The following is a 23,675-nucleotide window of genomic DNA, read 5'->3' on the forward strand; positions in this document are numbered from 1 at the left end:
TCACGCCGTGAACGGTGTCCGCGGTGAACCACGGTCACGGGCCCGGCCTGCCCGGGTGGGCCCTTCGCCACCGCGCCACGCTCAGGTGCTCAGGTGGCCCGTGTCGTTCCAGCGCTCGATCGCCGGGGCGCCGTAGGCCCAGCCCAGGGCGGACAGGCTGGTCGGGTCGAGTTTGATGCGGGCGGCGAAGGAGACGTGCTCACCGATCCACCGGGCGCCCAGCACCCGCAGGATGTGCCCGTGCGCGAAGACCAGGACGTCGCGGTCGGCGGAGCGCACGTACTCGACGATCCCGTCGGCGCGGTCGGAGAGCTCCTCCATGGTCTCTCCCCGCGTCTTCGCCAGGGGCGACCCCACGGGCACGCCGTCGCGCCAGATGAACCAGTCGGGGTCGACCGCGTGGATCTCGGCCTGCGTCATGCCCTCGTACGCGCCGTAGTCCCACTCCATCAGTGCGTCCCAGGGCTGGGCGCGGTCCGCGAATCCGGCGAGTTCGCACGTCTCGGAGGCGCGGGAGAGCGGGCTGGTGCGGATCTCGGCGTCCGGAAGCCCGGACCACGGCTCCTTGTGCAGCCGTTCGCCAAGCAGCTTCGCGCCGCGGCGGCCCTCGTCGATGAGGGGGATGTCCGTCCGCCCCGTGTGCCTGCCGAGCAATGACCATTCCGTCTGCCCGTGACGGGCGAGAAGTATGCGCGGTGCCATGGGTCCATCATCGCCCAACCGGACGGCCACCGCCCGACCGGACGATCACGGCCTGGCCGGACGATCACCGCCGCGCCGCCCGAACGCCCGGTGCCCGCCGGGCAACCCCCGCTCCTCTCCACGCGTCCCGTACACCGTACGGTTGAACGTCGGCCGATGGCCGCGCGAACAGAAGATGGAGAGCGTTCGGATGCCGATACCGGGGACCGCGCAAACGAATCGGCACCGACTTCGCTGGTGGACCGAACTGCCGCTCGTCGTCGTGGTCTACGCCGCGTACTCGGCAGGCCGGCTGCTGGCGCGCGGGAACGAGGCGGACGCGGTCGGCCACGGTCTGGGGATCCTGCGCCTGGAGGAAGGTTTCCGCATCGACTTCGAGCGGCCCCTCAACCGGCTCTTCAGCGGCACCCCGGCGATCGGCGTACCCGCCGACTTCATCTATGCCTCCCTGCATTATCTGGTCACGCCGGCGATCCTCGTGTGGCTGTTCCGCAGACGCCCCGCCGGCTACCGGGCGGCACGGACGTGGCTGATGGTCTCCACGCTGCTCGGCCTGATCGGGTTCACGCTCCTGCCCACCTGCCCGCCGCGGCTGCTCTCCGCGGGGCACGGCTTCACCGACACGATGGCGCAGTTCAGCTCGTACGGCTGGTGGGGCGGGGAGGCGAGTGCGCCGCGCGGCCTCGGGGGAATGACGAACCAGTTCGCGGCGATGCCGAGTCTGCACGTCGGCTGGGCGCTGTGGTGCGGAGTGATGCTGTGGCTCCACGCCCGGGGTCCGCTGGCGAGGACGACGGCGGTCGCCTATCCCGTGGTCATCACCCTGGTGGTCATGGGTACGGCGAACCACTACTTCCTGGACGCAGCCGCGGGCGTCGCCGTGATGGGGGCGGGACTGCTGCTCACCCGGCCCGTGACACGGCTCACGGACCGGGTGAGGGCCGGGCTCGGACGGGGTTCCGCGGGGGCCGTCACGGGCACGAGGGCCCCGATTGTCGGTGGCGGATGCGAGACTTCCGCGGGTGAGCACATCCCTGGACAGCGGACATCCTCCGCAGGCGCCGGTGACAGCACTCCGGCAGCGACTCGCTGAGCTGCGCGGCCCTTCCTCCGCGCCACAGCCGCTCGACGCCCGCGCGCTGGCGGCCCTCGCCGCCAACCCCGGGTGCAAGCGGCGCGCGTTGCTGGACGGCGCCGGGGTGGACAAGGCGGCGCTCGCGCGGGCGCTGGGTTCTCCCGCGGCCTTCGGCCAGTCCCAGTTCGCGTTCATGCGGGGCAACGCCTTCGAGGCCCGCGTCAAGGCCGACGGGGGCACGGAGCTGTTGAGGATGCTCGGCGCAGCCGAGCCGCAGGAGGCGCGGGTGCCGGATCTCGCGGCGGCGGGCCCCGAGGGGCGTGCGGCGCGTACGTCGCTGGCCCTGCGGGAGGCCACCGGGGCGGGGGTCTGGACGCTTCTCGACCACCCGATGCTGGCGCTGGAGGTGGCGGGGTCGCCGGCGTATCTGGAGCCGGACGCGGTGGTGGTGCATCCCGACGGCCGGTGGACGGTCATCGAGATCAAGTCCTTCCCCATGATCGACAACTCGGCCGACGCGGCGAAGGTGGGCGCGGCCGCACGCCAGGCCGCGGTGTACGTACTGGCCCTGGAGCGGGTCGCGAAACTGACCGAAGGCGCGGCGGTGGGGCATACGGTGCTGCTGGTCTGCCCGAAGGACTTCTCCAACCTCCCGGCGTGGTCCGTGGTCGACGTGCGCAAGCAGCTCTCGGTGACCAGGCGGCAGTTGGACCGACTGACCCGGATCGACGACATCGCGGCGGCCCTGCCCGAGGGTGTCAGCTTCGACGTGGAGACCTGCTCCGCCGGCGAACTGACGACCTCGGTCGAGGCGGTCCCTTCGGCGTACGCGCCCGAGTGCCTGGCCGCGTGCGAGCTGGCCTTCCACTGCCGGGAGCGGGCACGCGCGACGGGCGCGGTGGAGTCCCTGGGGCGTGGGGTGCGCGGCGAGCTGGGCGGGCTGACGTCCGTGGACGACGTCCTGGCCGCGGCCCGTGGGGAGTCGGGCGACCCGGCGGATCCGGCGGTCGCGGCCCTGCGGAGGGCGGCGGCGCTGCGGGCAGAGGCGCTGGAGGCGGCCGGATGTCGCTGATCTCCACCCTCGCCCGGCTGGAGGCCGTCGAAAGCGGCCGGGCGCAGCCGCTCGCCACGGTGCGGCACCGGCATCTGTCGGACCGGCCGCTCGTGTTCGTGCCGCTCACGACCGCCGGTGAGGCCGGGGCGCCGCTCGGAGCCCTGGTGGGGACGGACCGGGACGCCCCGCGGCTGCTGACCGTGGCGCAGCCCCGGGACCGGGATCTGCGGGCCGCGTTCCTCGCCGAGCTGGCCGAGTGCGTGCTGCCGCACCTGGACGGTTACGCGGACGACGTCGAGGCCGCCGAGCGGAACGAGACGGACCCGGAGACGGGGAAGCGGGTCAAGGTCGAGGTCGAACTGTGCGCGGACGCCCCGCAGTTGATCGTGCCGAATCGGCCCGGCATGGAGTTCGTACGGCTGCTGGGCCGGTCCATGCGCTTCCGCCGGACGGCCGAGCAGGACCCGGACACGCCGTATCCCGCGCCGCCGCGCGTCCCGCTGCTCGGCCGCTGGCTGACGCACTACGGGGAGCGGGCGCGCGTACCCGGGTCGTCGCTGCTGCAGGCGATGACCGATCTGCTGGGACGGCACTGGGCGACCGGTCAGTCCCATCTGGAGCACCAGCATCTGGGCGCACTGCTCGCCTGGATCGCCCCTCCCGAGGGGGAGACGGGCGCACAGGCGGCGCAGCGGGCGGAGTCGGCGCGTGACGCGGAGGGCCAGTTGGTGTGCCCGCCGGCCGGTCCTGCCACGGACCCGGCGTTCGACAACAGGCTGCTCGCTCCCGCGATGGAGCGGTACGACCGGGCACGCCAGGCGCTCGCCGCGGCCGAGGACGGGGGTTCCGCGGACGAGCAGCTCGCCCGGCTGACGGCCGCCGAGCAGGAGATCCGCAATCTGCTGGCGGGGATCCTCCGGCCCACCTGGGAGGGGGTGTGGGACGGCCTGGACCTGCTGCGGGAGCTGCCGGAGGGTGCCCGTGCCGCCGATCGCTGGACCCGCGACCGATGGTCGTTCACGGGGCATCGCGACCGGGTGCGGGCGGGTGAGCCACCGCAGCCGCGGCGCGACGACGCGGTGGGCGCGGCACAGAAGCTCGCGGCACGGGAGACGGCACAGGCCCAGCTGGAGGCGCAGGAAGCGCTGGACGATCCGCTGGTGCTCGCCGGGCGGCGGCTCGCGGGCGAGGCGTTCCTCACCGAGATCACCGAGGTGACGATGGCCTGGTCGGAGTCGAAGCGGCCGTCACCGCGGCCGTTGCTCACGGTGCTGACCGACGACCGGCCGCATCTGGGCGAGGGCGTGAAGGTGTACCGCTCGCTGGAGGGCAAGCCGCAGAGCGCCGAGTTCGTACGGTACGAGCAGGACGGCTCACTGGTGCTGCGGCTGCTGGACCGGATGGGACGTTCCAGGGACCCGGCCGCGGGCTCCGTACCGGAGAAGGGCGACCGGATCGCCTGGACGCTGTTCGAGCACGACCAGCGGAGCGGGCCCAAGCTGCCGGAGCCGGAGGAGACCCCGTGGACGCACGGCGGTCCGCCGCACTCCGACGCGACGGAGAGCCCGGACACGACGACCGCGGAGGACCTGCTGTGACGGGCACGGTGACGCACCTGTTCGACCCGGGCGCCGAAGCGGCCCGCGCCACCGAGGCGATCCTGGCGGACACCCTGCACGGCGATGCGCGGGGCGTGGTCGTGGACTCGCCACCGGGCGCGGGCAAGTCGACGCTGGTGGTGCGGGCCGCGCTCGAACTGGCAGCGGCAGGGCGGCCGTTGATGGTGGTCGCGCAGACCAACGCCCAGGTCGACGATCTGGTGCTGCGGCTCGCGGAGAAGGAGCCCGGGCTACCGGTCGGGCGGCTGCACAGCAACGACCCCGACCCCTACGACAAGGCGCTCGACGAGCTGGGGAACGTACGCAAGTCGGCGAAGGCCGGTGACCTCGCGGGACTCGACGTCGTCATTTCGACGGCCGCGAAATGGGCGCATGTGAAGGGTGTCGAGCCCTGGGGACACGCGATCGTGGACGAGGCGTACCAGATGCGCTCGGACGCGCTGCTGACCGTGGCCGGGCTGTTCGAGCGGGCGCTGTTCGTCGGCGATCCGGGGCAGCTGGACCCGTTCTCGGTGGTCGGCGCCGAGCAGTGGGCGGGTCTGTCCTACGACCCGTCGGCGAGCGCGGTCTCCACGCTGCTGGCGCACAATCCGGAGCTCCCGCAGCACCGGCTGCCCGTGTCGTGGCGGCTGCCGGCATCGGCGGCGCCGCTGGTGTCCGGCGCGTTCTACCCGTTCACGCAGTTCCGCAGCGGCACGGGGCCGGGCGACCGGCGGCTCTCCTTCGGCGTGCCGTCGGACGGATCTGGGCCCGACCGGGTGCTGGACGAGGCGGCGGAGTCGGGCTGGGGTCTGCTGGAGCTGCCCGCCCGGCACACCCCGCGCACCGATCCGGAGGCGGTACGGGCCGTCGCGCTGGTGGTCCGGCGGCTGCTGGACCGCGGCGGCGCGTCGGTGTCGGAGCGGTCGGAGGAGCCGGTGCCGCTGACCCCGGACCGGGTCGCCGTCGGCACCGCCCACCGTGACCAGGCGGCGGCGGTTCGGGCGGCGCTCGCCGAGCTGGGCGTGGGCGGGGTGGCCGTGGACACGGCGAACCGGCTGCAGGGAAGGGAGTTCGACGTCACGGTCGTGCTCCACCCGCTGTCGGGCCGCCCCGACGCCACCGCGTTCCACCTGGAGACGGGCCGTCTGTGTGTGCTGGCGTCCCGGCACCGGCACGCCTGCATCGTGGTGTGCCGGGAGGGCGTGGCGGAGCTGCTGGACGAGCACCCGTCGACGGAGCCGGTGCAGCTGGGCGTGACGGTGAAGTTCCCGGACGGCTGGGAGGCGAACCACGCGGTCCTCTCGCATCTGGCCGAGCACCGGGTGGCGTGGTCACCCTAGGGACGGGGCCCTTAGGCGGGCCGCAGGACGGGGCCGAGGGACGGGGCCGGGGGCCCTCTTGTGCGAAGCGGGACAATGGTGGGTGGTCCGGAGAGCGAAGAGGAGACAGGCATGGCGGAGTCGTCGGAGCGGAGCGAGCGGCGGATGCGGCCTGCGCCGCTGCTCTTCGAGCCTTCGGAGGCCGCGTCCGACCCGGAGCACTTCTTCGACCTGGAGTCGATCGAGGATCCCCGGGAGCTGCTGACACGTGCGACGGAGCTGACGCTGGCGTTCCAGGCCGCGGCGGACCGCGCGCTGGAGTACCAGGCCGTCGCCGCGGCCCAGCTCGCCGACCCGCGCCGCTTCGACCGGCTGACCGCGACGGACATCGCGCAGCGGGCCGAGTGGAGCGAGGACTACGCGAAGAAGATGGTCGAATTCGGCCGCGACCTGCTGCGCGCGGCGGAGCCGGGCGCCGAGTAGCCGCCCGTGCCCTGCTCGCCTACGGGCAGAGCCCGGGCCGTACCCCCAGCGGGCACGGCGCGCACGACTGCGGCACGGGCCCGGGCGGGCCCCGCCGCCGGGCAGCGCTCTCCGTGCCGCACGCGGGCCCGACGACCACGACGCCGACGGGCCCCTGCCGGAACCGCCCCCGCTCGGACAGCAACGGACAGACGCGGGGAACGCACCCCCATGCACGCAGCACCGACCCGGCCGCACCACAGGCAACGCCCACCGGAACCGCCCACGGACAGGCCCCCACAGGGAAAGCCCAGCCTTACCCCTACACACCGCACACCCAGCGGCACGATCCCCGCTCGGACACCAACAGACAGGCGCGGGGAACGCCCCCCATGCACGCAACACCGACCCGGCCGCACCACAGCAGCACCCGCCGGAACCGCCCACGGACAGGCCCCCACAGGGAAAGCCCAGCCTTACCCCTACACACCGCACACCCAGCGGCACGATCCCCGCTCGGACAGCAACGGACAGACGCGGGGAACGCACCCCCATGCACGCAACACCGACCCGGCCGCACCACAGCAGCACCCGCCGGAACCGCCCACGGACAGGCCCCGCACAGGGAAGACGCAGACCTCCCCCTGCGAAGCGCGGGCCAGGCGCGCGCAGCCGGCCGCGTATGTGGGCGGATGTCGGGCGGCTGCGGCAAGGCGGCCACCGGCTCCTGTCACCGAAGCCCGTTTCGCGGTGCGCGCCCGGTTCGCGGTGCGGACGGTTCGCCGGTCCGGGCGGCGGGACCGCCCCGCAGGGACCGTCGCCGTGGCTCGTGCCACCCCGCACAGCCCCTGGCAGAGCACAGGCGAAGATCCCCCGCGCATATGCCGCGCGGAAAGATACTCCCTCGCGTCCCACCCTGTCCCGATTTCCGGCAACACAAAGAAACGGAAATCTCACTCCCGGTAAATCTAGACGTCATGACCGCTTGGCTTCGAGACGAGACGCCCCTCAGCCCCGCCGGGGACGACGACACCCGGCGGCGCGAGATCTTCGCGCTGTTGCGGGACGACGAAGGGCGCCATCAGACGGGGCGGGTGACCGCGCCCGGAGCGCAATGGCTCGCGTCGGCGAGTGCGTACCCGCGGTCCACCCTGGCGATGTGGGAGGCCGAGCCCACGGCACCCGCCGTGGTCCCGTGCGGAGTGGCGTTCGACGTGGTCAACGTGCCGGGGATCTTCGGACGCCGGATGCTGGACCAACTGTGGTCGGAGGGACCCGGCTCGGGGCCCGTCGCGTTCCACCGCGGGCGCATGCTGCTGTTCGCCGCGCCGGGCGCGGCCCAGCGGTTACCGTCCCTGCTCGACTGGGAGGAGTGCGGCGCGTCCGTGCCCCCGCTGCTCTGCCACGGCTCCGGGGACGCCGTCACCGTCCCGCCGCTCGGCCCGCCCGGCGGCGCCCCGGCCGCCGGCGCCCAGCCCCCGGGACCGCGCTGGCTGGTCGCCCCCGACACCCGCCGTCCCTGGCTTCCCGGACCCGAGGTTCTGCTCTGGGCCTGCGTCCGCGCCGCCCGTGCGACGTCCGCCGCGACGGTCCGTATATCGATTTTTCCTCCCGCCGATCAGGGTGCTAAGGTCTACGACGTCAGCAGGCGCCGCTAGCTCAGTTGGTTAGAGCAGCTGACTCTTAATCAGCGGGTCCGGGGTTCGAGTCCCTGGCGGCGCACCAGCTAGATACATCGCTGACCTGGGCGTTCTCGGTTTCCGAGGACGCCCTTCGGCATTCCGGCCGCAGCGGCGCCCACCCGCGCCGACCCACATCGGCGCCCGGAACCGCGATCCGGAAGACCGCTCCCCGCAGGGGCTCGCGCGTCGCGCTCTCACGCCACAGGGGTGATCTTGACCATCCACGACCCCGCGCGCGTGCGGTCCACCACCTCCACCCGCACCCGCTCCCCCGGCACGGTGAACGTCTCCCCCACCCCGAGCGGCGCGTCCGCCAGCGCCGGGTACACCGACTGGCCCCAGCACGCCTCCGTGTCCGGATGTGTGTCGATGACCTCGATCGGTCCGCCGCCGGACGCGGCCTCGTTCCGTACGCGGTAGATCAGCACGCCCTCGGTACAGGTGTCCTGGTCGTTGCCCGCGGCGCCGCGGGCCTCGATCGCGATGGCCGTGTTCTCGCCCGTCCTTACGACCGCGAGCCGGGTACCGACCGACCCGCCCCGCAACGGCTCCCCCGCGAGCGACTCCAGGGTGAGCATCCGGTCCGCCGGTCGTCTGCCCGTGACACACCGCACCTCGCTCTGCCTGAGCCAGCCCAGCTTCCACTTGTGCCACCCGAAGAAGTCGGGTGCCAGCCCGAACTGGCTGCCCATCACATCCCAGTCCCCGACATGGGTGTCCCAGTCGCCCTTGCCGTCCGACGGCCGGTGATAGAGATCCGGCAGGTCGAAGACGTGTCCTGTCTCGTGTGCGAGCACATTGCGGTCGGGTGGATGCCGCTCGAAGACCGTGACGACACGCCCGATGTCCGTGCCGTCGGCGGAGAGCGGCTGATCGAAGTTGACCACCTTCGTCGCGTCGGAGTCGACACCCGGCGCGTTCGGGTCGGCGACCAGGTAGACGATGTCGAAGCGCGAGAAGTCGACCACCGGGTCGGCCACGGAGATCGCGTCCCTCAGATACGCGGCGCGCCGCCGCGCGTCCCAGTCCCGCTTTATCCGGTAGGCCGTCGAGGCCTGCGGCATCTGGATCCAGTGCGGCAGTGGATGCGCGCGCAGCGTGAACCGCCCGTACGACGCCCGCCGGAAGAAGTCACCGGTCGCGGGGAAGTGATCGGTCGCCAGTTCCCCCGGGCTGGTCAGCGGGACCGCGTCCGGGAAAGAGAGGAAGACCATGACCGCGTCCAGGCGCCGGGACGGACGAGGGTACGAGGTGTTCCAGGTGTCGAGGCCGAGGGAGTGGTGAGCGGTGGTGCGGGGCAGGGCACAGGCCCCGGCGGAGGTGTCGGCCACGGCCGGCCCCGCCACGAGCGAGGTGGCGGCGAGGGCCACGAGGGACGTGAGAGCCGCGGCCGCGGCACGCAGGTTGGGACGTTCCACTCCCCCGGGTGGCCCCTCGTGCGTGTGCTGACCCTCCACGTCGACCTCCGGGTGCGGAATACGGAACGCCTCACCCACCTTGTGATGATTTTCAGTGATTCGCACCTTTCCGCTGGCCCGGCTGGGTGAGCGGGGGCCGACACCCCGGCGTCTCACAGAAAGTCACAACCGATCAGGAGGGGGTCGACCGAGGCCACAGCCGCGCAGAAACGATCGGTCCGGACCTTTGAGTGCGCTTGCTCACGAGGGAGAAGCTGGAACGGCCACCCGGCCAGCCTCTATGATCGGCCTACTTTCCCGGCTTTCCGGCCTCGACCGGACCTGAACGACACGACGCACAGCGGGAGCGAGCGGTGAGCGCAAACACCGAAGGACCGAGTCCCGCGGCGGTCGCGGCGCCCGGGAGTACTCTTGCGCCGGTTACGGAACGTCATGAATCGTCGGCCGCGCGCACCGCCCCCGCCTCCGCCGAACTCAGCGACTACCGCGCCGCCTTCAACACCGCCCAGCTCGCCATGGCCCTCGTCGACCACGAGGGCCTTGTCGTCTCCGCGAACGACGCGCTCGCGCACTTCCTCGGCACCGAACCCGCCGCGCTGCACGAACAGTCCGCCGCCGACCTCGTCGACCTGGCGTCGGACGACCGCACATGGCACGCGTACCGCGAGGTGCTGCGCGGCAGCCGCTCCCGCTTCCGCTGCACCCGCCGGCTCAAGCATCCCGACGGACGCTCGCTCTGGGCGGAGGTCACGGTCGCACCCGTACCCGACAGCCGCCGCGTCCTCCTCTGCCTCGCGGACGTCAGCGACCGGCGCGAACTGCAGGCGCGGCTGCGGCATCTCCAGATGCACGACCCCGTGACCCGGCTGCCCAACCGCACCCTGTTCTTCGAGCGGCTCTCGAACGCACTCGAGACATCGTCGTACGAGCACGGCGGCACCGGCCGGATCGGGCTCTGCTACCTCGACCTCGACGGTTTCAAGGCCGTCAACGACACACTCGGCCATCGCGTCGGCGACCGACTGCTGGCGGCCGTGGCGGCCCGGCTCGCCGAGTGCGCGGACAGCGACGGCCACACGCGCGGCGGCGGGCATCTCGTGGCCCGGCTCGGCGGTGACGAGTTCGCGGTCCTCGTCGAGGACTCCACCGGCACGGAGCAACTCGCCGATCTCGCGCGGTCCGTGCTCGTCGCGCTCCAGGCGCCGTTCGACCTGGCCGGGCAGCGGCTGTCGGTCTCGGCGTCCATCGGAGTCGTGGAGCGGGCCGCAGAGGGAACGACGGCGACGGGTCTGATGCAGGACGCGGACACCACGCTGTACTGGGCGAAGGCGGACGGCAAGGCCCGGTGGACCTTCTTCGACCCGGAGCGCAACGCGCACCGGATGACCCGTCAGGCACTGTCGTCCACCCTCCGGCCGGCGGTCGAACGCGGGGAATTCGCACTCGAGTACCAGCCCCTGGTGGGGATGTCGGACGGGGCGGTCCGCGGGGTCGAGGCGCTGGTCCGATGGAACCATCCTCAGTTCGGCACACTGGCGCCGAATCGGTTCATCGGAATTGCTGAAGAAGACGGGTCGATCGTCCAGCTGGGCCGCTGGATCCTGCGGACCGCCTGCCGGCAGGCCAAGCAGTGGCAGACCGACCACCCGGGCGAGGCACCGATCTTCGTCAGCGTCAATGTCGCCGTACGCCAGGTCTGGGACTCCGACCTGGTCGCGGACGTCGGGGGAATCCTGGCCGAGACGGACCTCGCGCCGCATCTGCTACAGCTCGAGCTCACCGAGTCCGCGGTGATGGGCTCGGCGGGCCGCCCGCTCCAGGCGCTTCAGGCGCTGAGCGACATGGGTGTGCGGATCGCGATCGACGATTTCGGAACGGGATACTCCAACCTCGCGTACCTGAGCCGGCTTCCGGTATCCGTACTGAAACTCGACGGATCGTTTGTTCGCGGCTTCCGGTACGACGACGGCGCCCACCCGAACCCGGCCGACGAGACGATCGTCGAGGCGATGGTCCAGCTCGCCCACCGGCTGGGCCTGACGGTCACGGCCGAATGCGTCGAGACGGCCGGCCAGGCGGAACGCCTCCGCCGCATCGGCTGCGACACCGGCCAGGGCTGGCTGTACTCGCGCGCGGTGGCGCCGGAGCGGATCGACGGGATGATCGGGGTCAGCCCGCTCTCGGTGTGACGCGTCGCGAGGGGGCGGGTCAGACGGGGAGCACCTGCACGTCGTAGGCCTGGATCCCCTTGTCCCGGGTCGCCGGCGTCAGCCCTTCGATCTGCGCCTGCGCGACCAGCAGCCGGTCGAAAGGGTCCCGATGGTGTGCGGGCAGACGTCCCGCGCGGACGCCGTGCCCCGCAGTGATCGGGAGTGCCGTGAACTGACTGTCCCTGACCCGCTCGGCGAGATCGTCCGGACCGCTGAGCCTGCCCAGGGACTGCTTGATCGCGATCTCCCACGGTGTGGCGGCACTCGCATGGAACTGCCCCCGGCCGGGCGGGACATCCCGGGCGGGGGCAGTGATCAGGGGGAACTGATCAGGGGGCGGAGCTCCAGGCGGCGAGGGTCAGCAGGTGCCGAGGTCCTGCCAGACGCCCCACTCACCCGTCGTGCCGGGCTCTTCGCCCTGGGTCCACCACTTGGCCTTCCACTTGTGGCCCTTGTGGGAGACCTCGTTCCCGCCGGTGTAGGTGGCGGCACGGTCCCAGGCGGCGGTGGAGCAGCCCACCGGGGGCGTCGTCGGAGGCGTGGTGGGCGGAGTTGTCGGAGGCGTGGTGGGAGGGGTCGTCGGCGGAGTGGTCGGCGGGGTCGTCGGAGAGCCGCCCACCGCGCTCACGATCTCGTCGAAGAGCGTGGTGCCGGCGTCCAGACCGAGCAGCGAGTACATCATCGCGCCCGCCAGGCCCCTGCTGTGCGCGTAGTCCGCGCGGGCCCGGATCGCGCGCGTGTCCAGGCCGGTGAAGAACTCGCCGTCCTTGTAGAAGTAGGCCGCCTTCGCCTCGTCGTCCCAGAACGTCGTGGCCGGGTTGTCGACGATGCCGCCGAGCTCCTTGTAGTGGGCGATCCCCTCCTGCCGGCTGACCGGGCGCGCGGTGGAGGCGCCGGTCGCGGACTGGGCGAGGCCGTTCTTCGCGCCCGCCGGGACACCCTTCCAGCCGCGGTAGTAGAACTCGTAGCCGAGCGTCAGCTTGCCGGCCGGGAAGCCGCCCGCGATTCCGTACGCCGGCTTGCCGTCGATCCATGCGTCGATGGCGTTGTCGATCGAGTACTTCTCGGTGCCGGGCGCGATCGGGTCGGTCGGGTCGCCCGCGCCGGAGTGGAGCGGGGACTGGTGGTACGTCGGCCCGTCGCCGTCCCAGGCGCCGTGCATGTCGTAGGTCATGATGTTCGCGTAGTCGAGGTACGTGCCGATCTTGTCGGTCTCGATGTGCTTGATCTTGTCCTGGCCGGCCGGGAGGGCCGCGGTCAGCAGATACTTCCTGCCGCCGCGCGCGGCTCCGTACTCGTCGAGCTGCTTGCGGAACTCGCCCAGCAGAAGCGTGAAGTCGGCCTTGTCCTCGGGGCCGTAGTGGTTGCCGAGATGGCCGCCGGACGAGCCCGGGTACTCCCAGTCGATGTCGATGCCGTCGAAGATCCCGGCCGCGGTGCCGGGGCCGCCGTAACCGCCCTCGACCGGCAGGTCGCCGGCGATGTACTGCTTGATGCACGACGCCACGAACTTCTTCCGGCTCGCGTCCGTCTTCGCGGCGTCGTGGAAGTACTTGGAGTACGTCCAGCCGCCCAGCGAGATATTGATCTTCAGCTTCGGGTACTTCGCCTTCAGTTCCCTGAACTGGTTGAAGACCCCCACGATCGGCTGGTTCCAGGTGTCGGCGACACCGTCCACGCTGTCCGCCGCGCCGAAGGACCTCTGGTAGTCGGCGTACGAATCGCCCGCGCCGTCACCCGCGTCGGGATTGCTGTCGTCGCCCGCCGCCTTGTTCGCCTCGAAGCAGGTCAGGTCGGTGGGATGGATGTTGCCGAACGAGTAGTTGAGGATGTCCAGCTTGCCCGCGATGCCCCGGGTGTCGAGGTGCTTGGGGTAGAAGGCGTTGCCGTACACGCTCCACTGGTCGTAGTACGCGATCTTCACGCCGCCCGTCGAGGGTGCGGCCGTGTCGGCCGCACGGGCCGTGCCGAGGCCGGCGAAGGCGAACAGTGCGCCGGCGGCGAGTGCCGCGGTGGTCAGCGCGGCGGTCAGGGGTCTGCGGGGGTGCACGGACGGCCTCCGAAAGGGGTGCGCGGTAGGGGAGTTGGAGAAGTGATAGCCGCCGCACGAACACCGGGTCAATGGTCTGAACCAAACTGAGGACTAGACCATTTTCGGCAAGAAGGGCCTTGTCAGAGGCATCGCACCCACAAGCAGAACCGCTCGCCACCATCGGTGACGAGCGGTTTAAGGCTGCCTTGAGGAAGTTGCCGGAGGGTGGTTCACGGGTGAACCACTCCCTCGGCGAAATCCAGGTTTTACTCCGTCAGACCGTACGCGTCCGCGATCAGCTCGTACGAACGAAGCCGCGCCTCCCCGCCGTGCGCATTGGCCGTGATCATCAACTCGTCCGCTCCCGTGCGCTTGCGGAGGTCGTCCAGGCCGGTCCGCACCTCGTCCGCCGTGCCGTGGACGACGTTGCCGAGCCAGTTGTCCACGAACTCCCGCTCCAGCGGGCTGAAGTCGTACGCCTCGGCCTCTTCCGGCGTAGGGATCAGACCCGGACGGCCGGTGCGCAGCCGCAGCATCGACAGCGCGCCCGTCATGACCTGGCGGCGGGCCTCGCGGGCCTCGTCGGAGGCGAGGGCGGAGACGCCGATCAGGGCGTAGGGCGCGTCCAGGACCTCCGAGGGACGGAAGGTGTCGCGGTAGAGATCGAGCGCAGGGAGCGTGTTCTGCGCCGAGAAGTGGTGGGCGAAGGCGAACGGCAGGCCGAGCATGCCGGCCAGCCGCGCGCTGAAGCCGGATGAACCGAGGAGCCAGACGGGCGGACGCGCCGGGGACTGGACACCACCGGGCGAGGTGGCCTGGACCGGGCCCGGCACCGCGTGGATGCGGGCGTAGGGGTGGCCGTCCGGGAAGTCGTCGTCCAGGAAGCGGGTCAGCTCGGCGAGCTGCTGCGGGAAGTCGTCGGCGCCCTCGGCGAGCCGCTCGGTGCGCCGCAGTGCGGCCGCCGTGGCGCCGTCCGTGCCCGGCGCGCGGCCGAGGCCGAGATCGATACGGCCGGGGGCGAGCGCCTCCAGGGTGCCGAACTGCTCGGCGATCACCAGCGGGGCGTGGTTGGGCAGCATCACACCGCCCGAGCCGAGCCGGATGCGCTCGGTGTGGGCGGCGAGATGGGCGAGGATCACCGCGGGGGACGAGGAGGCGACTCCGGGCATGGAGTGGTGCTCCGCGACCCAGTGGCGGTGGTAGCCGCGGCGTTCCGCGAGCCGGGCGATGTCCACGCTCGTGCGGAGGGCCTCGGTGGCGGTGCGGCCGCTGCCGACGGTCACCAGGTCCAGTACGGACAGGGGTACGGGGGCGCTTCCGCGCGCCGTGCCCCTGATCCGGTCCCCTGCGTCCGATGTCGCGTCCGATGTCCCCACGGGGTGGCCCTCCTGCGTCGTCCCGCGCTTCCTGCGCTGTCGTTCGTGTCCAGCGCACTAACAGGAGGCGGTCTCCGCTTTATTCCCGGGCCTCGTTCCCGGCCGGGTCTCGTTCCCCGTCGGGCTTCCACTCGGGCCGGTCCCAGTCGGGGCGGACGAACAGCCTGCCCAGCCCGTCCGCCCAGGCCCTGCGATCGGCCAGCCGCAGCCCTTCCCACACCGTCACCTGGTTCGCCGTGAGCACGGGCTTGCCCAGCACGGCCTCGAGCTCCGCCAGATGCGCCACCGTGTGCAGCGCGGTGTCCGGCAGCAGCAGCGCCTGCGCCCGCGGGTCGTCCCCCGCCTTGGCCAGTTCCAGAACCTGTTCGCGCTCCCAGGTACCGACCTCGGCGGCGGTGACGATCCCGCTCGCCCGTGTCGAGGTCACCTCCAGCCCGGACGCCTCGAGGAACTCCCCGAAGCACGCGGTGACGTCGTCCGGGTACGTGGCCGCGACCGCGACCCGTTCCACACCCAGCGCCCGCGCCGCGTGCACGAAACCGAACGACGTGCTCGACGCCGGGAGCCCGGCCGCCTGCGCCAGCGCCCTGATCTGCTCGTGCGCGCCGTCCCAGCCGCGGATGAAGCTCCCGCTCGTGCAGGCCCACATCACCGACTCGGCGCCCGCCAGCCGCAGCTCCTCGACCCCGGCCGCCAGCCGTGCGGCCGACCCCATCTCGATCAGCGCGTCCTCCCGGTGGGCGTCCTCCCCTATGTCGGTGTGGAAGAGGGGCAGCCGGACATCGCTGTCCAGCAGGACCGCGATGCGTGGATAGTCGTCCTCTGCGGAGTGCCCCGGATAGAGGAGTCCGACGGTCGTCATGTCCATCCTTCCTGTTCCTCGGGCTGTGCGGACGGCGCCGCGGGCGGAGGCGGTGCCGGGGCCGGCGGCGGCTCCTCGTGCTGCCCTGCGGTGTCCATCAGCAGTGCCTGGTACGGACCGACGGCGTAGACCCCGATCCGGCGCAGCGCGGCCCACATCGTGACCTGGTTCGCCGAGATCACCGGCATGCGCAGTTCCGCCTCCAGCTGGGGTATCGCGTCGTACGTCGGCAGATTCGTGCAGCTGATGAAGAGCGCGTCCGCCGCGCCCACCACGGCCTGCCGCGCCATGTCCACCACGGACCGGTACGGCACCTTCCAGATGTGCCGGGTCAGCCCGAGGAAGGCGCGGCCCGTGACCGCTACCCCCGCTTCGCCCAGATACTCCTCCAGTGCTCCCGTCACGGACTCCGTGTAGGGGGTGACCAGCGCGATCCGCCGGGCGCCGAGTTCCTCGAGCGCTTCGAGCAGTGCGCCCGAGGTCGTCAGGGAGGCGACTTCCCCGGCACGCGTCATGGCCTCGCACATGGCCCGCTCCCCCGCCAGCCCGCCGACGAAACTGCCCGAGGTACAGGCGTACGCGATGACCTCGGGCTCGGACACGGACAGCGCCCGGACCGCATCACCGAGCGTCTCGTGCTCGCTGACCAGCCGGGCCAGATCGAGGGAGACCTCGACGGGCACGAACGGCGTCCGCGTCAGACGCAGCGAGACGTCGTCGGGCACCCACCGCCACAGCTCGCGGTCGAGAGCGAAGTCGAACGGTGCGACCACGCCGATACCGCGCTGGGGAGCGGGTCCGCCGAGGAAGGAAACTTCGAGGGACACATCCACCACAGGCCCCCTTTTGACGTCCTGTTGACGACGGTAGGTTCGGGTGCGAGCGTGGGTCAATCCGTACATGTCAGACGTTCAGAAACGGTTTCCCCGCGATGTCCGTCCCGATTCTTCTCGTCCTGGAAGCAGACCCTCCGCCGCGGCTCGGCCCGCTCACCGGTCAGGCACACATCCGCTACACCGACGACCGCTCACTCGCCGAGGAACTGCCGCACGCCGACGCCCTGCTGGTGTGGGACTTCACCTCCGACGCGGTGCGCCGCGCCTGGCCGGGTCCTGGTCCGCGGCCACGCTGGGTGCACACGCCGAGCGCGGGTGTCGACCGGCTGCTCACCCCCGAGTTCGCCGCATCGGACACCGTGCTGACCAATGCCCGCGGGATCTTCGAGGAGCCCATCGCCGAGTACACGGCGGCTCTGGTGCTCGCCATGGCGAAGGACCTCCCGGGCACGCTGGAGCTCCAGCGGCAGCGGCGCTGGAGGCACCGCGAGGGGCTGCCGGTGGCCGGCAGCCGGGCGGTCGTCGTCGGCGCGGGCCCCATCGGCCTGGCGATCGCGCGCACACTGCGGGCGCTCGGGGTGGTCGTCGCCGTCACCGGCCGCACCGCCCGTCAGGGGGTGCACGGCGCCGGGGAGCTGGACGGGTTGCTCCCCCGCGCCGACTGGGTCGTCTGCGCGGCACCGCTGACGGACGCGACGCGCGGCATGTTCGACGCGCGGCGCCTCGGGCTGATGCGGCCGTCGGCCCGCTTCGTCAATGTGGGGCGGGGCGCTCTGGTGGTCGAGGACGAACTGGTCACCGCGCTCACGGAGCGGCGGATCGCGGGCGCGGCTCTCGATGTGTTCGCGCACGAACCGCTGGAGCCCGGGTCCCGGCTGTGGGACGTTCCCGGCCTGATCGTGTCGCCGCACATGAGCGGCGACACGGTCGGCTGGCGGGACCGGCTCGGGGCGCAGTTCGTCGAACTGTTCGCGCTGTGGGCGGCCGGAAAGCCGATGCCGAACGTGGTCGACAAGAAACGTGGGTACGTCCCCTCTCATGACTCCTGAGCCGAACGACCTGACTGCCCTGACCGCACGTCAACTCATCGCCGGCTACGAGCGGGGCGACTTCTCCCCCGTGGACGCGACCCGCGCCGTCCTGGAGCGGATCGAGGCGGTGGAGCCCGCGGTGAACGCGTTCGTCCGGGTCGATGCCGAGCAGGCCGTCGCCCGGGCCGAGGCGGCCGCAGAGCGCCGCCGCAGGAGGGAGCCGCTCGGTCTGCTCGACGGTGTTCCCGTGACGGTCAAGGACCTGCTGCTGCAGGCCGGGGCGCCGACCCTGCGCGGCTCTCGCACCGTACGTCCCGACGCCGGCCCCTGGGACGAGGACGCCCCGGCCGTCGCCCGGCTGAAGGAGCACGGCGCGGTGCTCGTCGGGAAGACCACGACGCCCGAGTTCGGGTGGAAAGGCGTCACGGACTCCCCGCTCACCGGGGTGACGCGCAATCCGTACGACCCCTCGCGGACGGCGGGCGGGTCCAGCGGCGGCAGCGCGGCGGCCGTCGCGCTCGGGGCGGCCCCGCTGTCGGTCGGGACCGACGGCGGCGGCTCGGTCCGTATCCCGGCGTCGTTCTGCGGGATCTTCGGGCTGAAGCCGACGTACGGCCGGATTCCGCTCTATCCGGCGAGCCCGTTCGGAACGCTGTCGCACGCCGGGCCGATGGCCCGGGACGCCGCCGACGCGGCCCTGCTGCTGGACGTCCTGAGCGGTCCCGACCCGCGGGACTGGTCCCAGCTGCCACCGGCGCCCGCCACGAGTGCCGCCCTCGCCGACGGCGCCGACGGTGTGAAGGGCCTGCGGATCGCGTACTCGCCGTCCCTCGGCGGGCAGGTGGCGGTCGGGGCCGCCGTCTCGTCGGCCGTCCGCGGGGCCGTGGAGCGGCTCGCGGAGCTGGGTGCCTACATCGAGGAGGCCGACCCGGACGTCGCGGATCCGGTGGAGGCCTTCCACACCCTGTGGTTCAGCGGTGCGGCGCGGCTGGTGCAGCATCTCGGCACGGAGCAGCGGGAGCTGCTCGACCCGGGACTGCGGGAGGTCTGTGCGGCGGGCGCACGGGCGTCGGCACTGGACTATCTGGCGGCCGTGGACGTACGGATGGCGCTGGGCAGGCGGATGGGCCGGTTCCACAGCTCCTACGACCTGCTGGTCACGCCGACCCTGCCGATCACCGCGTTCGAGGCGGGCACCGAGGTGCCGCGCGGCTCCGGGCACCGCCGCTGGACGGGATGGACCCCGTTCACCTACCCCTTCAACCTCACCCAGCAGCCCGCCGCGACCGTGCCGTGCGGCGTGGACGAGGACGGGCTGCCCATCGGTGTGCAGCTGGTCGGCGCCCGTCACCAGGACGCGCTGGTGCTGCGGGCCGCGCACGCGCTGTACGAGTCGGGCGCGGCGACGATCCCGGGGCCATCGGCCCCGTAAGCGGGACGATGCGGGCCACCGGCCGGAACGGGGGCACTGCCGGTACCGGATCGGCATCCCGGGTGTCCGCTCTCGAACGCCGGACAGCTTGAGGGGCAGCCGGCCTCACGCGCGGCGGAACGTCAGCGTCTCTCCCAACGCGCCCGCCCGCCACAGGTCCTGGCAGGCCTCTGCCATCCGGTCGAGGCCGTCCACCACGGTGCCCCAGACGATTCCCGGGACCCATCCCGTGTCGCCGTTGAGCAGCAGGTTGTTGCGCTCGTAGAAGAGAGCGAGATCCACCGTCACCGGCCGCGACAGATCACGGTCGTAGCCGTACGCCGCCGTCCCCAGCTCCGTACCACTGAAGGTGAAGTAGCACAGATCGCCCGGAATGGGAGTCACCGTCGGGTTCTCCAGCGGTGGCTCCCGGTCGGCGAAGGCGGGGAAGAGTGCGTAGATCTCGTTGCGGGCGTACTTCGCGTGATACACGTCACCCCCCAACGGCAGGGCGTCCCACACCGCCTGGCAGGTCAGGGGCGCACGGTCGTCGAGGAGGCGCGCGGTGCAGTGCACCCCGCGCTTTGCGAGCGAAACGTCGATGAAGCGATCAGCCATTGGATACGCATACCCCGACTGAGCCCGGGTAGCCGCGCGCCCATGGCTCCGCACACGGCTCCACACACCAGACATGCGATACGACGGCGCACCCTGCTGCTCGGCACCGCGGGCGCGCTCGGCGCCGCCGGGGCGGCGGGCTGCTCCCGTGTGCCCTCCGGCGACCCGCTCGCCCGGCTGAGATCCCAGGGCACCGTGCGCCTCGGCATCGCGGGCGAGGTGCCGTACGGCTATGTCGACGACGAGGGCGAGTTCACGGGCGAGGCCCCCGAACTCGCCAAAGCGGTCTTCAACCGGCTCGGCGTCGCGCAGGTCCAGCCCGTCGCCACCGATTTCGCGTCGCTCATACCCGGCCTAAATTCACAGCAGTTCGACGTCGTCTCGGCCGGGATGTACATCAACAAGGAGCGCTGCGCACAGGTCATTTTCTCCGACCCCGAATACCAGATGCTGGACGCCTTCATCGTGCGCAAAGGCAATCCGAAGAATCTGCGCAATTACGAGGATGTCGTACGGACCGAAGCGAAGTTCGCGACCGGTACCGGCTATGCGGAGATCGAGTACGCGGTGGCCGCCGGCTATCCGGAAAAGGACATCGTCATCCTGCAGGACCAGGTGGCCGGACTGAACGCCGTCGAGTCCGGGCGCGTCGACGTCTTCGCGGGTACCGCTCTCACCGCCCGCGAGGTGGTGCGCAAGAGCCGCAAGGCCGAGGCGACCGAGCCGTTCGCCGCGGTCGTGGACGGCAAGAGGAAGATCGACGGCGGGGGCTTCGCCTTCCGCCCGACCGACACCACGCTGCGGGACGCCTTCAACACCGAGATCCACAAGATGAAGAAGAGCGGTGAACTCTTCCGCATCATGCGCCGGTTCGGCTTCACCGAGAGCGAGATGACGAAGCTCACGGCGAAGGAGCTGTGCCGATGACAGCCGGACTCTGGCAGAACTGGGTGATCCCGGGGATCTGGATCACCGTCCAGCTCACCCTCTACAGCGCGGTACTGGCCACCGCCGTCGCGTTCGGTGTAGGCATGGCCAGAACTCGCCGCTCACCCGTCGTCCGCTTCCTCGCGGCCTTCTACACCGAGGTGTTCCGCGGAACATCGGCGCTGGTGCTGATGTTCTGGCTGTTCTTCGTGCTTCCGCCGCTGCTGGGCTGGCAGTTGGTGCCGATGTGGGCCGCGGTGCTGGCGCTGGGCCTCTCGTACGGGGCGTACGGAGCCGAGATCGTACGGGGCGCGCTGAACGCGGTGGCCCCGGCGCAGCGCGAAGCGGGCGTCGCGCTCAGCTTCACGCCCTGGCAGCGGATGCGGCTGATCGTGCTGCCGCAGGCCGTGCCGGAGATGATCCCGTCCTTCTGCAATCTGCTGGTGGAGCTGCTCAAGGGGACGGCGCTGGTGTCGCTCCTCGGTGTGGGCGATGTGTCGTTCGCCGCGTACCTGGTGCGACTGGCGACCCAGGACACCGCGCAGATCTACACCGTCACCCTGGTGATCTACTTCGTGCTCGCCTTCGCGATCACCCGCTCGATGAAGGCGCTGGAGCGCCGTACCAAGGCGAACATAGGGGTGGTGGCCAAGTGACCTGGGACTGGTCCGCGGTGGCGGACTTCATGCCGCGTTTCTGGGACGGCGTGCTGGTCACGCTTCAGATCCTGGTGCTGGGCTCGCTGCTGTCCTTCACGCTCGGTCTGGTGTGGGCGTTCGGACTGCGCTCCGGCGTGCGCGCGCTGCGCTGGCCGGTAGGGCTCGTGACCGAGTTCATCCGGAACACCCCGCTGCTGGTGCAGCTCTTCTTCCTGTTCTTCGTGCTGCCCGAGTGGGGTGTGCAGTTCTCCGCCCTCACGACCGGCACGCTCGCGATCGGGCTGCACTACTCGACGTACACCGCGCAGGTCTACCGGGCCGGCATCGACGCCGTACCGCCCGGGCAGTGGGAGGCCGCGACAGCGCTGAGCCTGCCCGCCCACCGGACCTGGTACGCGGTGATCCTGCCGCAGGCGGTCCGCCGGATCGCGCCCGCGCTGGGCAACTACGTCATCGCGATGCTCAAGGACACACCGCTGCTCGCCGGGATCAGCGTGCTGGAGATGCTCCAGCAGTCGCGCCTGGAGAGCGCCGCGACCTTCCAGTACACGGAGCCGCTGACGATCGTCGGCATCGCGTTCATCCTCATCGCCTACCCGGCTTCTCTTCTCGTACGGACCCTGGAGCGCCGCCTTGCCCGCTGACACGCAGACCGAAGAACTCATCCGCTTCACGAACGTCACCAAGCGCTTCGGGGAGAACACCGTCCTGGACGACCTCTGCTTCTCGGTGCGCCCGGGCAAGCACGTCACGCTGATCGGGCCGTCCGGCTCCGGCAAGACGACCATCCTGCGGCTGCTGATGACCCTGGAACGGCCCGACGAGGGCACGATCGACGTCAACGGCGGCCGGCTGTTCCCGGCCGACGAGAAGCACCGGCGCGAGGTGCGCAAGAAGATCGGCATGGTCTTCCAGCACTTCAACCTGTTCCCCAACATGAGCGTGCTGCGCAACATCACGGAGGCGCCGGTGCGGGTGCTCGGCCTTTCCAAGGACGAGGCCGAGCAGCGCGCCCGGGAGCTGCTGGATCTCGTCGGTCTGGCCGACAAGCTCGACGCCCGGCCGACGCAGCTGTCCGGTGGTCAGCAGCAGCGGGTGGCGATAGCCAGGGCGCTGGCGATGCGTCCGCAGGTGCTGTTGCTGGACGAGGTGACGTCGGCGCTGGATCCCGAGCTGGTCGCCGGAGTGCTGGACGTGCTCAGAGACATCGCCCGCAGCACCGACATCACCATGCTCTGTGTGACCCACGAGATGAACTTCGCCCGCGACATCTCGGACGAGGTGCTGATGTTCGACGCGGGAAAGGTCATCGAGTCCGGCCCGCCGGAGAAAATCTTCTCGGAACCGGAGCACGACCGTACTCGCGAGTTTCTCGGTGCGGTGCTCTGACCTGTTACTCCCCGGTTCAAGTTTGACTTTGGCATATGCCACCGTCGTTCGCCCCAGGACATGGCCTCGATGCACCCGATATTTCTCGCCAACAGCCGCCCCACCAAGGGTTCTTGGCGGCTATCGTGGTACGGAAGCTTGCGGTCACAACCTGGTAGGGGGAAACCGTGGCGCTGAAGCCGGAGCCGACCGCGCCGTTCCACTCCGTGCAATACGCCCTGCGTGTACTGGAGACGATCTCCAGGCACAGCGGTGGAGTCACCGACGTCCAGATCGCGCGTGAGACCGGGCTGCCCACCGGGCATCTGGCCTCCATGCTGCTGATGCTGCGACGCGAGGGCTATGTGGAGCAGGTCGCGGACGGCGCGTATGTGATCGGGGACTCCCTCGTACTGCTGGGATCCGGCGCCACGCGGCGGGAGGCCCTGGAGCGCAAGCTGCAGGACACCCTCACCGAGCTGCGCGACTCCGTGGGTGCCGCGGTCTACATCAGCCGGTACATCGACGGAGAGGTCAGGATCACGCAGTACGCCGACGGCCCACGCACTCCCAAGGTCAACGAGTACGTGGACTTCCGCTCCGCGGCGCACGCCAGCGCCGTCGGCAAGTGCCTGCTCACGCAGCTCGACCAGAACGGCCGCCGGGATCATCTCTCGCGCCACAAGATCGCGCGGCTCACCTCGCGGACGATCACCAACGAGAAGGTCCTCTTCTCGAAGCTGGACGCCCAGCCACCGACGGTGCCGGTGCTCGACCTGCAGGAATACGCGGTGGGCACGGTCTGCGCGGCGGTGCCGCTGACGGCCGGTTCCTCCGTGGGCTGCCTGGCCCTCTCGCTGCCGATCGAGCACGCCCACCGGCTGCGCGCGGCGGCGGACACGCTGAACCGCAGGGCGGCCCCGGTGGTGCTGTCACTGGCGCTCTGAGGTGATCGCGGAGCCACCGGACCATGATCGCGCGCGGGTGGTCAGGAGCACCCCTCCGGACCAGGTAGTATTAATTCCGTCGTCA

Annotated in this window: 22 protein-coding genes and 1 tRNA gene; 15 read left to right on the top strand and 8 right to left on the bottom strand. The window is 71.2% G+C overall.

The window, feature by feature from the left end; genetic code table 11:
- Positions 1-81: 81 nt before the first annotated feature.
- Positions 82-702, bottom strand: coding sequence for a histidine phosphatase family protein (locus ACFU5O_RS04010; protein ID WP_384235991.1), 621 nt, complete (start codon positions 700-702; stop codon positions 82-84).
- Between the two features lie 190 nt (positions 703-892).
- Here ACFU5O_RS04010 and ACFU5O_RS04015 point away from each other — a divergent pair, with 190 nt between their 5' ends.
- From ACFU5O_RS04015 to ACFU5O_RS04045, 7 genes are all read left to right on the top strand, one after another.
- Complete coding sequence (locus tag ACFU5O_RS04015; protein ID WP_384235993.1) at positions 893-1,795, top strand: phosphatase PAP2 family protein; 903 nt, start codon at positions 893-895, stop codon at positions 1,793-1,795.
- Positions 1,725-2,849: a hypothetical protein gene (locus ACFU5O_RS04020; RefSeq protein ID WP_384235995.1), complete on the top strand. Its 1,125-nt coding sequence runs from the start codon at positions 1,725-1,727 to the stop codon at positions 2,847-2,849. The genes ACFU5O_RS04015 and ACFU5O_RS04020 overlap by 71 nt, the downstream gene beginning before the upstream one ends.
- Positions 2,840-4,429: a hypothetical protein gene (locus ACFU5O_RS04025; RefSeq protein WP_384235996.1), complete on the top strand. Its 1,590-nt coding sequence runs from the start codon at positions 2,840-2,842 to the stop codon at positions 4,427-4,429. The genes ACFU5O_RS04020 and ACFU5O_RS04025 overlap by 10 nt, the downstream gene beginning before the upstream one ends.
- 8 nt (positions 4,430-4,437) lie before the next feature.
- The gene (locus ACFU5O_RS04030) at positions 4,438-5,772 is read left to right on the top strand and encodes an AAA domain-containing protein (RefSeq protein ID WP_384236414.1); all 1,335 of its coding nucleotides are present in this window, start codon (positions 4,438-4,440) and stop codon (positions 5,770-5,772) included.
- A gap of 111 nt (positions 5,773-5,883) precedes the next feature.
- On the top strand, positions 5,884-6,234 hold the full coding sequence (locus ACFU5O_RS04035; protein ID WP_384235997.1) for a hypothetical protein: 351 nt from the start codon (positions 5,884-5,886) through the stop codon (positions 6,232-6,234).
- A 956-nt stretch (positions 6,235-7,190) separates the two neighbouring features.
- Positions 7,191-7,871 carry a bifunctional DNA primase/polymerase gene (locus ACFU5O_RS04040; protein ID WP_384235999.1) on the top strand — a complete coding sequence of 227 codons (681 nt, stop codon included), beginning with the start codon at positions 7,191-7,193 and terminating at the stop codon, positions 7,869-7,871.
- A tRNA-Lys gene (locus ACFU5O_RS04045) sits at positions 7,862-7,938 on the top strand. Before ACFU5O_RS04040 ends, ACFU5O_RS04045 begins: the two co-directional genes overlap by 10 nt.
- A gap of 151 nt (positions 7,939-8,089) precedes the next feature.
- On the opposite strand, the gene ACFU5O_RS04050 is transcribed toward ACFU5O_RS04045, so the two are convergent.
- On the bottom strand, positions 8,090-9,352 hold the full coding sequence (locus ACFU5O_RS04050) for a M6 family metalloprotease domain-containing protein (protein ID WP_384236417.1): 1,263 nt from the start codon (positions 9,350-9,352) through the stop codon (positions 8,090-8,092).
- Positions 9,353-9,666: 314 nt separating this feature from the next.
- Here ACFU5O_RS04050 and ACFU5O_RS04055 point away from each other — a divergent pair, with 314 nt between their 5' ends.
- Positions 9,667-11,502, top strand: coding sequence for a putative bifunctional diguanylate cyclase/phosphodiesterase (locus ACFU5O_RS04055; RefSeq protein WP_384236000.1), 1,836 nt, complete (start codon positions 9,667-9,669; stop codon positions 11,500-11,502).
- Positions 11,503-11,521: 19 nt separating this feature from the next.
- On the opposite strand, the gene ACFU5O_RS04060 is transcribed toward ACFU5O_RS04055, so the two are convergent.
- The 5 genes from ACFU5O_RS04060 to ACFU5O_RS04080 all read right to left on the bottom strand — a co-directional run bounded on the left by ACFU5O_RS04060 (position 11,522) and on the right by ACFU5O_RS04080 (position 16,626).
- On the bottom strand, positions 11,522-11,842 hold the full coding sequence (locus ACFU5O_RS04060; protein WP_384236419.1) for a type II toxin-antitoxin system VapC family toxin: 321 nt from the start codon (positions 11,840-11,842) through the stop codon (positions 11,522-11,524).
- Between the two features lie 39 nt (positions 11,843-11,881).
- Positions 11,882-13,573: a glycosyl hydrolase family 18 protein gene (locus tag ACFU5O_RS04065; RefSeq protein WP_384236002.1), complete on the bottom strand. Its 1,692-nt coding sequence runs from the start codon at positions 13,571-13,573 to the stop codon at positions 11,882-11,884.
- Positions 13,574-13,821: 248 nt separating this feature from the next.
- Positions 13,822-14,931: an LLM class flavin-dependent oxidoreductase gene (locus ACFU5O_RS04070; RefSeq protein ID WP_384236004.1), complete on the bottom strand. Its 1,110-nt coding sequence runs from the start codon at positions 14,929-14,931 to the stop codon at positions 13,822-13,824.
- Positions 14,932-15,010: 79 nt separating this feature from the next.
- Positions 15,011-15,793 carry a decarboxylase gene (locus tag ACFU5O_RS04075; protein WP_384236422.1) on the bottom strand — a complete coding sequence of 261 codons (783 nt, stop codon included), beginning with the start codon at positions 15,791-15,793 and terminating at the stop codon, positions 15,011-15,013.
- Positions 15,790-16,626 carry a decarboxylase gene (locus tag ACFU5O_RS04080; RefSeq protein ID WP_384236006.1) on the bottom strand — a complete coding sequence of 279 codons (837 nt, stop codon included), beginning with the start codon at positions 16,624-16,626 and terminating at the stop codon, positions 15,790-15,792. Before ACFU5O_RS04080 ends, ACFU5O_RS04075 begins: the two co-directional genes overlap by 4 nt.
- 98 nt (positions 16,627-16,724) lie before the next feature.
- Here ACFU5O_RS04080 and ACFU5O_RS04085 point away from each other — a divergent pair, with 98 nt between their 5' ends.
- Both ACFU5O_RS04085 and ACFU5O_RS04090 read left to right on the top strand, forming a co-directional pair.
- A complete protein-coding gene (locus ACFU5O_RS04085; protein ID WP_384236007.1) occupies positions 16,725-17,678 on the top strand; it encodes a D-2-hydroxyacid dehydrogenase in 954 nt (317 codons plus the stop codon).
- Positions 17,668-19,092 carry an amidase gene (locus ACFU5O_RS04090; RefSeq protein ID WP_384236009.1) on the top strand — a complete coding sequence of 475 codons (1,425 nt, stop codon included), beginning with the start codon at positions 17,668-17,670 and terminating at the stop codon, positions 19,090-19,092. The genes ACFU5O_RS04085 and ACFU5O_RS04090 overlap by 11 nt, the downstream gene beginning before the upstream one ends.
- 105 nt (positions 19,093-19,197) lie before the next feature.
- Here ACFU5O_RS04090 and ACFU5O_RS04095 read toward each other — a convergent pair whose 3' ends face one another.
- Complete coding sequence (locus tag ACFU5O_RS04095; RefSeq protein WP_384236011.1) at positions 19,198-19,689, bottom strand: DUF3830 family protein; 492 nt, start codon at positions 19,687-19,689, stop codon at positions 19,198-19,200.
- Between the two features lie 42 nt (positions 19,690-19,731).
- Here ACFU5O_RS04095 and ehuB point away from each other — a divergent pair, with 42 nt between their 5' ends.
- The 5 genes from ehuB to ACFU5O_RS04120 all read left to right on the top strand — a co-directional run bounded on the left by ehuB (position 19,732) and on the right by ACFU5O_RS04120 (position 23,590).
- Positions 19,732-20,616, top strand: coding sequence for an ectoine/hydroxyectoine ABC transporter substrate-binding protein EhuB (gene ehuB, locus ACFU5O_RS04100; protein ID WP_384236013.1), 885 nt, complete (start codon positions 19,732-19,734; stop codon positions 20,614-20,616).
- A complete protein-coding gene (ehuC, locus tag ACFU5O_RS04105) occupies positions 20,613-21,272 on the top strand; it encodes an ectoine/hydroxyectoine ABC transporter permease subunit EhuC (protein ID WP_384236015.1) in 660 nt (219 codons plus the stop codon). The genes ehuB and ehuC overlap by 4 nt, the downstream gene beginning before the upstream one ends.
- The gene (gene ehuD, locus ACFU5O_RS04110; RefSeq protein WP_384236017.1) at positions 21,269-21,919 is read left to right on the top strand and encodes an ectoine/hydroxyectoine ABC transporter permease subunit EhuD; all 651 of its coding nucleotides are present in this window, start codon (positions 21,269-21,271) and stop codon (positions 21,917-21,919) included. The genes ehuC and ehuD overlap by 4 nt, the downstream gene beginning before the upstream one ends.
- Entirely contained in the window at positions 21,909-22,664 is a 756-nt protein-coding gene (ehuA, locus tag ACFU5O_RS04115) for an ectoine/hydroxyectoine ABC transporter ATP-binding protein EhuA (RefSeq protein WP_384236018.1), read from the top strand. Before ehuD ends, ehuA begins: the two co-directional genes overlap by 11 nt.
- 167 nt (positions 22,665-22,831) lie before the next feature.
- Positions 22,832-23,590 (top strand): IclR family transcriptional regulator, encoded by a 759-nt coding sequence (locus ACFU5O_RS04120; RefSeq protein ID WP_384236020.1) that lies wholly within the window; start codon positions 22,832-22,834, stop codon positions 23,588-23,590.
- The last annotated feature ends 85 nt before the right edge of the window (positions 23,591-23,675 follow it).

It is taken from the genome of Streptomyces sp. NPDC057445 (assembly GCF_042802855.1).
GTDB lineage: Bacteria > Actinomycetota > Actinomycetes > Streptomycetales > Streptomycetaceae > Streptomyces.